General features: G+C 71.2%; 12 protein-coding genes. 5 read left to right on the top strand and 7 right to left on the bottom strand.

The genetic code is table 11. From position 1 onward, the window contains the following. Nucleotides 1-19 precede the first annotated feature (19 nt). The 7 genes from bagI to bagA all read right to left on the bottom strand — a co-directional run bounded on the left by bagI (nucleotide 20) and on the right by bagA (nucleotide 8,087). Nucleotides 20-976 (bottom strand): AfsR/SARP family transcriptional regulator BagI/FevR, encoded by a 957-nt coding sequence (bagI, locus tag ACZ67M_RS10225; RefSeq protein ID WP_392239961.1) that lies wholly within the window; start codon nucleotides 974-976, stop codon nucleotides 20-22. Between the two features lie 141 nt (nucleotides 977-1,117). Beyond that, entirely contained in the window at nucleotides 1,118-2,041 is a 924-nt protein-coding gene (gene bagH, locus ACZ67M_RS10220; protein WP_361364741.1) for a bagremycin/ferroverdin biosynthesis o-aminophenol oxidase BagH/FevF, read from the bottom strand. A 34-nt stretch (nucleotides 2,042-2,075) separates the two neighbouring features. Next, nucleotides 2,076-2,450 (bottom strand): bagremycin/ferroverdin biosynthesis copper chaperon BagZ/FevE, encoded by a 375-nt coding sequence (gene bagZ, locus ACZ67M_RS10215; protein ID WP_361364738.1) that lies wholly within the window; start codon nucleotides 2,448-2,450, stop codon nucleotides 2,076-2,078. A 176-nt stretch (nucleotides 2,451-2,626) separates the two neighbouring features. Next, a complete protein-coding gene (gene bagG, locus ACZ67M_RS10210; protein ID WP_392101197.1) occupies nucleotides 2,627-4,003 on the bottom strand; it encodes a bagremycin/ferroverdin biosynthesis FAD-dependent oxygenase BagG/FevA2 in 1,377 nt (458 codons plus the stop codon). Nucleotides 4,004-4,134: 131 nt separating this feature from the next. Beyond that, complete coding sequence (bagF, locus tag ACZ67M_RS10205) at nucleotides 4,135-5,169, bottom strand: phospho-2-dehydro-3-deoxyheptonate aldolase BagF/FevY (protein ID WP_361364732.1); 1,035 nt, start codon at nucleotides 5,167-5,169, stop codon at nucleotides 4,135-4,137. 3 nt (nucleotides 5,170-5,172) lie between these two features. Further along, on the bottom strand, nucleotides 5,173-6,501 hold the full coding sequence (gene bagE, locus ACZ67M_RS10200; protein WP_392012459.1) for a bagremycin/ferroverdin synthetase BagE/FevW: 1,329 nt from the start codon (nucleotides 6,499-6,501) through the stop codon (nucleotides 5,173-5,175). Beyond that, nucleotides 6,498-8,087, bottom strand: a complete 1,590-nt coding sequence (gene bagA, locus ACZ67M_RS10195; RefSeq protein ID WP_392012457.1) for a bagremycin/ferroverdin biosynthesis tyrosine ammonia-lyase BagA/FevW — start codon at nucleotides 8,085-8,087, stop codon at nucleotides 6,498-6,500. Before bagA ends, bagE begins: the two co-directional genes overlap by 4 nt. Before the next feature lie 169 nt (nucleotides 8,088-8,256). On the opposite strand from bagA, the gene bagB reads away from it, so the two are divergent. The 5 genes from bagB to ACZ67M_RS10170 all read left to right on the top strand — a co-directional run bounded on the left by bagB (nucleotide 8,257) and on the right by ACZ67M_RS10170 (nucleotide 12,900). Then, on the top strand, nucleotides 8,257-9,030 hold the full coding sequence (gene bagB, locus ACZ67M_RS10190) for a bagremycin/ferroverdin biosynthesis DhnA-type aldolase BagB/FevI (RefSeq protein ID WP_361364724.1): 774 nt from the start codon (nucleotides 8,257-8,259) through the stop codon (nucleotides 9,028-9,030). Between the two features lie 18 nt (nucleotides 9,031-9,048). Then, nucleotides 9,049-10,155, top strand: coding sequence for a bagremycin/ferroverdin biosynthesis 3,4-AHBA synthase BagC/FevH (gene bagC / locus ACZ67M_RS10185; protein ID WP_161329343.1), 1,107 nt, complete (start codon nucleotides 9,049-9,051; stop codon nucleotides 10,153-10,155). A gap of 4 nt (nucleotides 10,156-10,159) precedes the next feature. Next, nucleotides 10,160-10,522, top strand: a complete 363-nt coding sequence (locus tag ACZ67M_RS10180) for an SAV_915 family protein (protein WP_361364720.1) — start codon at nucleotides 10,160-10,162, stop codon at nucleotides 10,520-10,522. 120 nt (nucleotides 10,523-10,642) lie between these two features. Further along, nucleotides 10,643-11,749 carry a LuxR family transcriptional regulator BagY/FevT gene (gene bagY, locus ACZ67M_RS10175; protein WP_361364717.1) on the top strand — a complete coding sequence of 369 codons (1,107 nt, stop codon included), beginning with the start codon at nucleotides 10,643-10,645 and terminating at the stop codon, nucleotides 11,747-11,749. 452 nt (nucleotides 11,750-12,201) lie between these two features. Then, on the top strand, nucleotides 12,202-12,900 hold the full coding sequence (locus ACZ67M_RS10170; RefSeq protein ID WP_469850426.1) for a dTMP kinase: 699 nt from the start codon (nucleotides 12,202-12,204) through the stop codon (nucleotides 12,898-12,900).

The following is a 12,900-nucleotide window of genomic DNA, read 5'->3' as shown; positions in this document are numbered from 1 at the left end:
GGCGTTGTCGTACGAGGGATCAGACGGCCGCGGCGCCCGCGTCGCCGTCGTTCAGGTCCAGCCACAGGGACAGGATCCGGCGGAGCCCGTCGCGCTCCACGCGGAGCAGGTCGTTCTCCAGCCGCAGCTGCTCCAGCGGGTCGCCGCCGACGGCGCTCGGCGAGGTGCGGGAGAGCAGCGCGACCCCGCCCGGCCGGCCCTGGCTGCGGGTCGTGCGGGGGGAGGGCGGCGCCAGTACGTCCGAAGGATGCGGGGCCGCCGAAGCGAGCCGTCCGACCAGGATCGACTGGTGCAGCACGTGCAGGTCACGCGCCGGCTCGATGCCGAGGTCCTCGGAGAACCGCATCCTGATGGCGCGGAAGGTCTCCAGGGCGTCCGCCTGGCGCCCGGCGTGGTACAGCGCCAGCATCAGCTGCGCGCAGGCGCGCTCCCGGAACGGGTTCTCGGCGACGAAACCGGTCAGATCACCGATGATCTGCTGGTGGCGCCCCAGCTTCAGCGCCACGTCGAAGTACTCCTCCTGTACGGTCAGCCGGTCCTCGTGGAGCCGGACGACGAGCGAGTTCAGCGCCGAGCTGTCGAGCCCGGTGACGACCGGTCCCCGCCACAGCGCGAGCGCGGACTTCAGCAGCCGCTCGGCGCGCTCCAGCTGGTTGTCGTGGACCATCGCCCGCCCCTGCGAGACCAGCCGCTCGAAGGTGAACAGGTCCAGGGCGTCTTCGTCGTGGACGCTGATCCGGTAGCAGGAAGGGTGCGTCTCGATCACGCTGTCGCGCTCGCCGCCCCTGAGCAGGCGGCGCAGGCCGGAGACGCAGATGCGGATCTGCCCGTGGGCGGAAGCGGGCGGCTTGTCGTCCCACATGGCGTCGACGAGCCGGTCCAGGCTCACCATCTGGTTCGGCTGCAACAGCAGCGCCGCCAGCAGCTTCTGCCGGCGGATCCCGCTTATTTCGATGGGTTCCCCGCCGTTGGTCACTAACAGCGGGCCAAGTATTCGGAATACGTAGTCGGCGCACATATCTATACCCCCGGTAGTGATGTGCGAATGCTGCCAATGCAGTTGCCATCGGCATTGGTGAGAATGTCGATGGCAACTGTGGTCGGCGGCAGGTCGATACTATTCGTAGCGATAGAACTTCGTGTGGTCCAGCAGATCGGCCGGTGTCATCGTGTACCACGGCGCGAGTTTCGTGTGCAGCGAGGGGACGTCCGGGTGTTCTTCCACCGGAAGGTACTGCGGAACGTCCGGGTGCTGCTTCTGCCAGATCGACCAGGCCCTGTCGAGGAAAGAGTGGTGCATGAAGAAGATGGGGTCGTTCGGCGACCCTATGTACAGCATGTGGCCGCCCACCCAGGTGTGACCCGCGCCGTGCAGTTTGCCCAGGTTGGCCTCGTAGGGGAACTTCGCGTACCCCTCCAGGTGGTTGCGCAGTGACTGCGTCTCGGTGCCGTACCCCGAGGTGTAGTTGTAGGGCGGTGTGTCGTACGTCGGGATGGCGAGGGTGTCCTCCAACTCCTTCGTCGTCGGCAGGGCGGGGTTGGTGGTGCCGAAGTCGCGGACGAGGTAGTCCCGGTCATCGGTGGTGTAGTGCCCGTTGAACGCCGGGTGCTCCTCGCCGACCGGCACCACGCTGACGTTGAGCTTCCAGCCGTTGCAGCGGGCGAAGGGTCCGGTCATGACCCTTCGGTCGCCGGGCCGGCCGTTGCCGCCCATGAAGTCGTCGGCCCACAGGGGCGAGTCGGGGCTCTGGTCCTTGGTCCAGTCCCAGTACGGGATGGTGACGGTCGGATCGAACTGCTGCAGCGCGCGCTCCAGGACCAGCAGGTACTGGCGGTGCCACGGGAACAGGCCCGGGCTCATGTGACCCCAGCGCTTGCCGACCCCGCCGTCCTTGTCCAGGTAGTCACCCGAGTTGATCCGTATGTGTATCCGGACCAGCTCGTCGTAGACGCCCGACTCCTTGACCCGCAGGAGCGCGCGGATGAAACGTCTCTTCTCCCGGGTGGTCATGTTGAGGTGGTTCTTGCGAACGGGAACCATCGGTTTCTTCCCTCTCGGATCTCTCGCGGGCGGGTCAGACCTGGTGGTGGCCGCCGGAGGGCAGCAGGTTCGCCCCACGCAGCTCGTCGACGGCCTGCCGGCCGGCGGCCAGCGGGGTGGCCTCGAACCGGTAGTGGCACATCGAGCTGAGGTAGGCGCCCTCGCCCAGCTTCATGAGGTGCAGTTCCTCGCCGTCGATGTGCACCTTCTCGGCGCTCTTCGACACGGTGATCGTGCGGCCCTTGTACTGCTCGGTGTACACGTCCCCCGACTCGTCCGCGGCCGCCCGGGCGACAGGCGCGTCCGCGTGCGAGTCCGCCCAGGTGTTGCCCGCGTGGATGACGGCGGCGGGCGCCGCCGCGACCGCGACGGCGCCCGCCACGCCCTTCATCACGTCACGTCGTTTCACTGGGATCCTCCCAATTGACAAACCACCAAACAGTGGTATTGGTCCCGGTCAGCCTTGCAATGGGATGTATCGCCGAGATATCGCGCCCAAGGCGCGCCACCGGCAGTCGCGCCGGGGGTGCGCCGGGGGGTGCGCCGGGGGCGCGCCAGGGGGCGCGCCGCACGGCCGGTGCGGGCTCAGACCCGCTGGGGGCGTGGCGCGATGTTGTGGTTGAACCGGAAGAGATTGTCCGGATCGACGCGGGCCTTGATCCCGGCCAGCCGGGCGAAGGTGGCCGGTTCGTAGCCGCTCTCGGCGAGGTCCGCGGTGTCGGGACTGGCCAGGAAGTTGAGATAGCGCCGCCCGGTGCCCCACGCCGCCAGGCCGTCCACCACGAGAGGCGGCCGGTTGTCGGGCAGCGAGAGCGTCGACAGCGCGAAGGCGGCGTCCCGGTGGTCGACGGCGTTGGGCGTCCTCGGCGGCCGGCCGACCGCGCCGCCCAACTGCCGCAGCTCCACGATCAGGTCGATGCAGTCGGCGCCCGGTCCCGCCAGCTCCAGCAGCGCCCCCACGGCCGCCTCGTCCAGCTCGCGGAGCATCAGCGACCGCTCGCTGTACGGGATCGGCTCGGTGGGATCGTTGTGGATCTCCCCGAACCTCGTGTACGGCATCTCGGCCAGTGTGTCGGCGACCAGTGGACCGGCGGCGCGCAGCGGCGCGGCCAGCTTCTCGCCGTCCTCGGCCGAGCCCAGGTGGGCGACCCGGACGTGCACGACCAGCCGGCCGCGCAGGAAGGGCGGGATCGACTCGACGTCCGGCAGCCGCAGCAGGGCCAGCGAGGAGGTGAGTTCCTCCGGCACGGTCGCGGTCCACTCGCGCCAGGCGTGCAGCACCTCGGCGGCGGCCTCGCCGGCGAAGAACAGCCCGCCGCCGTACAGCCGCTCCACCGGGAAGAGGCCGAACTCGAGGGCGGTGACGACGCCGAAGTTGCCCTTGCCGCCGCGCGCGGCCCAGAAGAGGTCGGTGTCCTGGTCGGCGGTGGCCCGGTGCGACCGCCCGTCGGGCGTGACGATCTCCACGGCGGTGACGTGGTCGGCGGCGTAGCCGTACTTGCGGGCCATCAGCCCGAGGCCGCCGCCGAGGGTGTAGCCGATCACCCCGGTCAGCGGGGAGGAGCCGTTGAGCGGGGCGAGGCCGTGCTCGGCGGCCGCCGCGACCACCTCGAACCACTGCGTGCCGCCCTCGACCCGGGCCGTCCGCGCCTGAGGATCGATGCGTACGCCGCGCATCCTGCGGGTGCTGATCAGCAGTCCGCCGTCCGCGGCGGTCGACGGACCGTGGCCGGTGGCCTGGACGGCGACCGGCATCCCGCGGGCGGCGGCGAAGGAGACGGCCGCGCGCACGTCCTCGGCCCCCGCCACGACCGCCAGCAGGTCCGGAGCGTGCTCGGTGATCTGGTTGAACCCGTCCAGCTCCGGGGCGAAGTCGTGGTCTCCCGGCAGCAGGACCCGGCCCCGGAGCCGGTCGGAGAGCTCCGCCGCGGCCGGCTTCTCGATGCTCTTGCCTGTCGTCATCCTCAGTCCTCCCGGACCCGGTTGTTTGGCGGGACTGAAGGACTCTTTCAACCGCTCGGGCCGCGTCCCATCCCCCGTTTGAGGAGGATGCGGCGGCCGGTCGCCGGGCCCGGCCCGGCGACCGGCCGCCGTTACGGGAGGGACGCGACGCCGTCGAGGACCCGGTGCCCTCCGGCCCACTCACCGCGCATCGCCGCGCCGAGTTCCGCCAGGTCCTCGTGGACGAGCGCCTGCGGTCCGTCGCACAGCGCGGTCGCCGGGTCGGGGTGCACGTCCACGATGACCCCGTCGGCGCCGACGGCCAGCGCCGCCCGGGTCAGCGGAAGCACCAGGTCGCGCCGCCCGCCCGAGTGCGAGGGGTCGACGATGACGGGCAGGTGCGACAGCCGCTGGACGAGGGGCACGGCGGCGATGTCCAGGGTGTTGCGCGTGGCCGTCTCGAAGGTCCGGATGCCGCGTTCGCACAGCACGATGTCGAGGTTTCCGCGCTGCGCCACGTACTCGGCGGCCATCAGCCACTCCTCGATGGTCCCGGACATCCCCCGCTTGAGCATGACCGGCCTGCCGACGTCGCCGACGGCTTGCAGCAGCGCGAAGTTCTGCGCGTTGCGGGTGCCGATCTGGAGCATGTCGGCGTACGAGGCGACCAGTTCGACGTCGTGGGCGTCCACCACCTCGGTCACGACCGGCAGGCCGGTCTCGGCGCGCACGTCGGCGAGGATTCTCAGCCCGTCCTCTCCCAGCCCCTGGAAGGCGTAGGGGGAGGTCCTGGGCTTGAAGGCACCGCCCCGCAGGATGGTCGCGCCGGCCGCACGGGCCATCAGCGCCGCCCGCAGCGTCTGCTCCGGCGTCTCCACCGCGCAGGGCCCGGCGATCAGCGTCGGCGCCCCGGGGCCGATCGGCGCCCCGCCCACCCGGACCACCGAGCGGTCCGGGTGGCTCTCCCTGCTGATCAGCTTGTACGGCACCGAGATGCGCACCACCTCGGCGACACCGCGCAGGGCGCCGAGGCTGAGCGTGCCGAACTGCTCGACGTCACCGACCAGTCCGACGACGGTCCGGCTCGTCCCACGGCTGACGAAGGCCTCGCCGCCCGCCGACTCGACCCGCGCGACGACCGCGGCGACGTCCGACGCCGTGGCGTGCGGCGCCATCACGATCACCATGTCTCACCCCCGGACAACGGCCTGCCCCCAGTCCTCGTCGGGCCCGAACAGCTTGCGCGGCTTCATGGCGTCAAGTTGCTCCGCCAGCAGCGCGGTCGGCACCAGCGTGCCCTCGGGCACCGCGCCGGCCACACAGGGCACCCCCAGCTCCGCCTCGACGGACGCGGCGAGTGACAGGGCGGCCGCCGCGCCGTCCGGGCCGGGCGCCTCGAACTCGACGACCAGGCGGTCCGGTTCGGCCCTGGCCCGCCAGAACAGCACGCCGTGCGGGGCGGGCAGCCGGTAGACCATCTCCTCCACCTGGATCTGCCCGATCCGCCGCCCGGCGACCGTGTAGCCGTGGCCGAGCCGGCCCATGACCCGTACGGTGGGGAGTTTCCACCCGCAGGGGCAGTCCTCGTACCGCAGTTCCACCAGGTCTTCCAGGTTGTAGCGCACCAGCGGCATCGCCTCGCGGTACAGCGGGGTGATCACCAGTTGCCCGGCGCCCTCGGCGGCGATCTCCCCGGTCTCCGGGTCGTAGATCTCCGGCAGCACCCGGTCGGCCCAGAAGTGCATCCGGCCGTACGGGCAGTCGCTGCCCAGCGGGCCGACCTCCGTGCAGCCGTACTCCTCGATCACCGGGACGCCCCAGATCTCCTCGATCCGGCGGCGGCGCGCGTTGCTCATGGGCTCGCCCGCCACGTACAGCGCCCGCAGTGACGTGAAGGAGCCGACGGGGACGCCGGCCGCCTTCGCCGCCGCCACCCACAGCAGGCACTCGCTCGGTGTCGACCAGGTCAGCGTCACCTCGAGGTCGCGCAGCACGCGCACGACCCGGGAATAGGGCACCGCGAGCGAGCGGCAGTCCCCGGGGACGACGGTCGCGCCGCCCCGCATGGCGGCCCAGTGGGCCATGTGCCCGGCGAGCACCAGTCCGTAGGGGATACGCACCAGCATGGTGTCCTGCGGACCGAGCGGGACCGTCTTGCGGACGAACCGGTCGGCCAGGTCGGTCCACTCCGCCTCGGTGAAGTAGGCCGGGGTCGGGTTGCCGGTGCTGCCGCTGGACTCGTGGTAGGAGGCCAGCCGCTCCCTGGGCACGCCCAGCATGCCGAAGGGGTAGCTGTCGCGCAGGTCCGACTTCCCGGTGAGGCCCACCGTGGACAGCTCCTGCCCGGCCTCCAGACGCTCGGCGTAGAACGGCGAGTCGAGGGCGTGCCGCAGCGTCGGCCCGATCCGCTCCCGCTGGAGCGCCCGGAGTTCGTCGAAGGTCTTCCAGTCGCCGATGGCCGGCAGCGCGCCGGGCGCCCGGCCGGAGGCGGCCGATTCGGCGTCGAGGGCGACGGTCACAGATTCCCTCCCGCGCGGGCGGCCTCGGTGATGGCGCCGGAGGCGATCATCTCCACGACCGCGGCGATGTCGCCGTCCATCTGCCGGTCCTTGGCGGCGAAGGGGACCTCCTTGCGGATACGTGCGTGCACGGCCTTGGTGCGGGGGCTCATCTCGTCGACGCCGCGCAGCTCGACGGCCTGGCAGGCGGCGAGGAGGTGGATGGCGGCGACCTCCCGGGTCAGCTCGATCACGTTGCGCGCGTCGCGTGCCGCGATCGGGGCCATGCTGACCTTGTCCTGGTTGTGGGCCTCGGTGGAGCGGGAGAACGTGGAGGCCGGACCGGCGTGCTTGAGCGCCTCGGCGGTGAGCGACGAGCACGCGATCTGCATGCCCTTGAAGCCGTGCTGCAACCCGGCCTCGGTGTCGTCGTCGTCCACCCGGGCGATCAGGTTCGGGGTGAGACCGTTGTTGAACTTCTCGTCGACCAGCAGCGCGAGCTGCCGGTCGAGCAGGTCGGCGATGCCGGCGACGGCCGTCTTCAGCGAGTCCATCGCGGTGACGACGTGCCCGCCGTAGAAGTTGCCGCCGCTGTACACGGCGCCCGTGGAGGGGTCGAACAGCGGGTTGTCGCTGGAGGAGTTGATCTCGACCGTCATCCAGGTGCGGACCCAGTCGAGCATGTCCCGCAGCACGCCGTTGACGTGCGGGGCGCAGCGCAGCGAGTAGCGGTCCTGGATGCTGCGCGTGAGCCGCTGGTAGTGGCGGCCGTCCAGCGGGACGTTCAGGTCGACGACCTGGTCGTACGTCATCGCCAGCGAGGAGCCCTCGAGCATCTGGTGGATGTACGCGGCGCTGGCGCCCTGGCCGCTGTGCGGCTTCTCGTTGTGGATGAACGGCGCGTAGTGGCCCCGGTTGCCGAGCATCCCCTCGCTCGCCAGCGCGGTGCAGATGTCGGCCACGTCGGCGAGTTCGGCCGCCGCCTCGCTGTTCAGGACGGCGAACGCCGCGCTGAAGGAGGTGCCGTTGATCAGCGCGAGCCCGTCCTTGGCCTCCAGCGTCACCGGCTCAAGGCCCAGTTCGGCCAGCACCTCGGCGGTCGGCCGGGTCTCGCCGCGGTGGCGCACCTTGCCCTGGCCCGTCAGGGCGTAGGCGAGGTAGCACAGCGGAACGAGGTCACCGCTGGCGCCGACCGAGCCGCGCTCGGGGACGGTCGGGAGGATGTCGTGCTTGAGGAAGTCCAGCAGCAGCTCCACGACGGGGAGGCTGACGCCGGAGTTGCCCCGGGCCAGGCAGTTGGCGCGGATCAGCACGGTGGCGCGCACGACCTCGTCGGAGGCGAGCGGGCCGGTTCCGTTCAGGTGGTAGCGGATCAGCTCGTTCTGGAGTCGCGCGGTCTTCTCCGGTGATATCTGCCGGTTGACGCTGTCACCGAAACCCGTCGTCACTCCGTAAATGGGCTTGCCGGTCGCGAGGATTTCCAGCTTCAGGTTCCGGGAGGCGTTCATCGCCCGCAACGCGTCCTCGGAGACCGCGAATTCCGAACCTTCGCGGGATGCGGCGGCCACGGTCTGGGAGATGGTCAGGCCGCGCCCGTCAATCTTCATGGTGGTCACTTTGTGGACACCTTTCTCGCCGGTTGCCCACGAGTCTTGACCGCCGATGTTTCTCGCCGATATCGGAAAGGCGCGGCACGCGATATACGGATGAGACACCGAAGATACGCGCCCTCTTCAGGGTTGATCCAAGACCGGCACGGAGAAATGAGGAACCCCCATGATCTCCAATGGCGCGTTCGGCAGGCGACTCCGCCTGCGGCGCCTGTACCGCAACGATTCCGAGCGGCTGTTGATCGTGCCGCTGGACCACTCGGTGAGCCTGGGACCGATCACCGGCGGCGAAGGGCTCGACGCGCTCGTGGGCCGCCTGGCCACCAACCGGGTGGACGTGATCGTCCTGCACAAGGGCAGCCTCCGGCACGTCGATCCCGCCTGGTTCGCCGGCACCTCGCTCATGGTCCACCTGAGCGCCAGTACCGTGCACGCTCCCGACCCGGACGCCAAGTACCTGGTGGCCGGCGTCGAGGAGAGCCTGCGGCTGGGCGCGGACGCGGTGAGCGTGCACGTCAACCTGGGCTCGGACGGCGAGCAGCGGCAGATATCCGATCTGGCGGTGGTCGCCGAGGCCTGCGACCGCTGGAACGTACCGCTGCTGGCCATGATGTATCCCCGCGGCCCCAGGATCAGCGACCCCCGCGACCCCGCCCTGGTGGCGCACGCGGTGACCCTGGCCGCCGATCTCGGCGCCGACCTGGTGAAGGCCCCGTACGTCGGCTCGGTGACGGAGATGAAGGAGATCGTCGCCCGTTCGCCGGTCCCCGTCATCACCGTCGGCGGTCCGCGCAACGACGACGAGAGCCAGGTCCTCGCCCACGTCAGCGAGGCGCTCAGCGCCGGCGTCGCGGGCGTGGCGATGGGCCGCAACGTTTTCGAGGCGCCCGATCCCGGCGTCATGGCCGCGAAGCTGGCCGACCTCATCCACAGTGAGTGACTTCTAGGAGCCCTGCACATGAAGCTCAGTTGGCTGGACATCCGCAACGTCGACGAGGCGCGGGACGCCATCGTCCAGGAGGCGCTGCACCAGCGGGTCGACGGCATCGTCGCGGCGGACCCGGCGTCCCTGGAGGGTCTGCCCCCGACCGTCACCAAGGTGCTGTTCCCCCGCGGCAAGCCCCTCCCGGAGAACTTCGGCGAGGCCACCGTGGTCATCGTGGACCCGGACTTCCACAAGATCACCCCCGCCGAGCTGAAGATCCTCCACCCGGAGCTGGAATTCGGCCGGTTCGTGGAGATCATCGACGCGAAGACGCTGGAGGACGCCTGCGAGTCGGCGCGCACCGAGCAGTGGAGCCTGTTGCTGTTCCGCGACCCGACCAAGATCCCGCTGGAGATCGTCATCGCGGCCTCAGCCGCCTCCCGGGGCAGCCTCATCACGGTGGCGGCCGACGTCGAGGAGGCCGAGATCATCTTCGGGGTGCTCGAACACGGCTCCGACGGCGTCATGATGGCGCCCCGCAAGGTCGGCGACGCCATCGCCCTGAAGGCCGTGGTCAACGCCGAGACCCCCGACCTGACCCTGACCGAGCTGGAGGTCGTCAGCACCGAGCACGTCGGCATGGGCGAGCGTGCGTGCGTCGACACCTGCACCTACTTCCGCAAGGACGAGGGCATCCTGGTCGGGTCGCACTCCAAGGGCATGATCCTCTGCGTCAGCGAGACGCACCCGCTGCCGTACATGCCGACCCGCCCGTTCCGGGTGAACGCCGGCGCCATCCACTCGTACACGCTGTCCAAGGACGGCCGCACCAACTACCTCAGCGAGCTGAAGGCCGGCAGCAAGATCGTGGCGTCCGACGTCGAGGGCCGCACCCGGCTCGTCACCGTCGGCCGGGTCAAGATCGAGACCAGGCCGCTCATCTCGGTGAACGCGGTCTCCGCCGACGGCCGCGAGGTCAACCTGATCCTCCAGGACGACTGGCACGTGCGGGTACTCGGCCCGGGCGGCAAGGTCCTCAACAGCACCGAGCTGAAGCCCGGCGACAAGGTGCTCGGCTTCCTGCCCACGGAGGACCGGCACGTCGGCTACCCGCTCGACGAGTTCTGCCTCGAGACGTGACGTAGTGGACACGCTCCTGTACGTCCCGGTCCGGGGCGGCGGCCCCGAGGGCGCGGCGGCCGTCCTGCGGACGGCCCGGCCGGGTGCCGGCCGGGAGCGGGTCGGCCTCGCCTTCACCGGCGAGGACCGGCTCCACGCCGCGCTGGGGCCCACCCAGCGGTGGACCCGGTTGTCCCGGCCCGCGCTCCTGGCGCTGCTCCGGCCACTGGGAATCGAGCACATCCGGATCGACCCGCTCTACGTGGGACCGGAGATGCCGAGGATGCCGGAGGCGGCCGACCTGCCGGACGTGCGGGTCCGCGAGGACGGACGCGTCCTGGCCGGTGTGCGGCGGTACGCCCAGTGGCTGCCCGACGAGGTGTGGTGACGGTCGGTTCCGGCCACCGTCACCGGCCTGCCGCCGCCAAGTGGCGTACTGTGGTGGCAGATTGGGACAGGCAAGGCTTACCTCATCATCCGCGGACCACCCCGGAACGGAGTGCCGGAGATGCCCACTGCGCTCGGTCGCGACGAACTCCTCCTGCGTGCCGGACGCGCGGACAGCCCGCACACGCTGTTCAGCACCCTCGCGACACAACTGCGCAGGGCGGTCCCGTACGACGCGGCGGTCTGGCGGGCCACCGACCCCGAGACCGGCATGATCACGTCACCGATCCTCGCGGAGAACATCGAGGACCACAGCTGCGCCGTCTACTGGCAGTACGAGCTGTTCACGGAGAAGATCAACCTCTTCCGGGACCTCGCACGGGCGCCGGTGCCGGTGGCCAGCCTGTGGGAGAGCACCGGGGGCGAGCCCGAGCGCAGTTCCCTGTACCGGGGCTTCCTGGCGCCGCGCGGGGTGCACGACGAGTTGCGTGCCGTGCTGCGGGTGGACGGCCGGCCGCACGGGTACGTCAGCCTGTTCCGGGAGAAGGGGCGGGCGGAGTTCTCCACCGGGGAGCGCCGGTTCATAGAGGAGTTGGGCACGCCGATAGCCCGCCTGATCAGGGCGCACGCCAAGAAGCGCCCCGATCCCTCGGCCGGCGCGCTGACCGGCACCGGGCTGCTGCTGTTCGACGCCGAGGGCGCCCTCGTCTCCGTCAACGACGAGGCGCGGCGCTATCTGGAGGAGATGCCGCAGGGCCCCGCCTCGCTCACCGCACTCGGTCTGCGTGTACCCCTGTGGGTGCACGGCACCGCGATGCGGGCCAGGGCGATCGCCGAGGAGGGCGGCGGGGACACCGCGCGGATCAGGATGCGCACCCGCACGGGCCGCTGGCTGGTGTGCCACGCGTCCTGCCTGCGCGGGTCCGACGGGCGCCTGGGCGTCTCCGCGGTGATCATCGAGCGGGCCCCGGTCTCCGACGTCACCCCGCTCGTCGTGCAGGCCTACGAGCTGTCGGAACGGGAGCTCGAGGTCACCCGGCAGGTGGCGCGGGGCCTGTCCACCAGCGGGATCTCCGAGGAGCTCCACCTGTCGCCGCACACCGTGCGCGACCACATCAAGGCGATCTTCGAGAAGCTCGGCGTCTCCAGCCGCGGCGAGCTGGTGGGCCGGCTGTTCACCGAGTACTACGAGCCCACCGGCCCCTCCGCCACCGACCTGCGCGGCTAGGACGCGGGCCCGCCGCCGCGGATCGGGCGGCGGATCCTGGCCCGCCGCCGCGGATCAGGGGGTGGGCCCGGGCCCGCAGCGCCGGATCAGGGGATGGGTCCGGGCCCGCAGCGTCGAGAAACGCGCGCGGTGGGCGCAGGCCCGCAGCGTCGAGAAACGCGCGCGGTGGGCGCAGGCCCGCAGCGCCGAGAAACACGCCCGGTGGCGCCGGGCCCGCCGCGCCGGGAAAACGGCGGTGGACCCGGGCCCGCCGCGCCGAGAGCACCGACCCGACCCTCAAGAACCCTCAAGAACCGACCGCACCGCGGCGCCGCGCAGGCGGCCGCCCGAGCGGCCGTGCCCACGCGCGCCCGAGGCCGTACACGCCCGAGGCCGTACGCGCCCAACCCCGTGCGCGGGGCCGGCCCGTGCCCGGACCGACCCGGCCGCGGAGCAGCTACAAGGAAGTGAAGATGCCCATCCCACCCATGCCGTACGGCGCCCCGCCGTACGCGCCACCCCGGACCGGGGCCCCGCAGTTCACCGTGCTGCTCGGCCCCGACTACGCGGGCAAGTCGTCGGTGCTGCGGCGCCTCGCCGACAGCGGCTCCTGGACGGTGGTCACCTGCGACCAGGGACCGCTCGACACGGACTACCCGTTGATCGGCCGGGCCCGCCGGGAACTGCTGCCCGAGGCGCTCGGGGCGCCGGCCGGACGCTACTCGCCGGACGTCCTCCTCACCCTGATGCAGCTGGCCGTGGTGCACATGCGCGACCGCGTGACCGGCGCACCGCCCGGACGGCCGGTGATCGTGGACTCGTACTACCTGAAGATCCTCGCCAAGTGCACGCTGCTCGGATACGCCAATCCGGCGCTGTTCTCCTGGTGGCGGTCGTTCCCGCAGCCCGACCGGGTCGTCTACCTCGACGTTCCGCCCGCCGTCGCCTGGGAACGCAGCGGGCGGGGAGCGGCGCTGAACCCCATGGAGCACTACGGCGACACCCCCACCGAGGAAGGGTTCACCCGGTTCCAGGACGACCTGCGCGACATGCTCCGGACCGAGGTGGCGGGCATGAGGGTGACCACCCTCCCACAGGGCTCCGGCATCGACCGCGCCGTCGACGCCGTGGACGCCGTCGTGCACGCGAGGGGAGACCGGGCCGGTGTCTGA

The organism is Streptomyces sp. NPDC107500, assembly GCF_055582785.1.
Note: the sequence above shows the minus strand (reverse complement) of the source record. Positions and strands in the feature narration are given on the sequence as shown.

Bases quoted from the DNA above. Each gene is read 5' to 3' on its own strand.
- ACZ67M_RS10170 (WP_469850426.1), top strand. From the start codon at position 12,202: ATGCCCATCCCACCCATGCCGTACGGCGCCCCGCCGTACGCGCCACCC.
- bagB (WP_361364724.1), top strand. From the start codon at position 8,257: ATGATCTCCAATGGCGCGTTCGGCAGGCGACTCCGCCTGCGGCGCCTG.
- bagA (WP_392012457.1), bottom strand. From the start codon at position 8,087: ATGAAGATTGACGGGCGCGGCCTGACCATCTCCCAGACCGTGGCCGCC.
- bagY (WP_361364717.1), top strand. From the start codon at position 10,643: ATGCCCACTGCGCTCGGTCGCGACGAACTCCTCCTGCGTGCCGGACGC.
- bagG (WP_392101197.1), bottom strand. From the start codon at position 4,003: ATGACGACAGGCAAGAGCATCGAGAAGCCGGCCGCGGCGGAGCTCTCC.
- bagH (WP_361364741.1), bottom strand. From the start codon at position 2,041: ATGGTTCCCGTTCGCAAGAACCACCTCAACATGACCACCCGGGAGAAG.
- bagF (WP_361364732.1), bottom strand. From the start codon at position 5,169: ATGGTGATCGTGATGGCGCCGCACGCCACGGCGTCGGACGTCGCCGCG.
- bagC (WP_161329343.1), top strand. From the start codon at position 9,049: ATGAAGCTCAGTTGGCTGGACATCCGCAACGTCGACGAGGCGCGGGAC.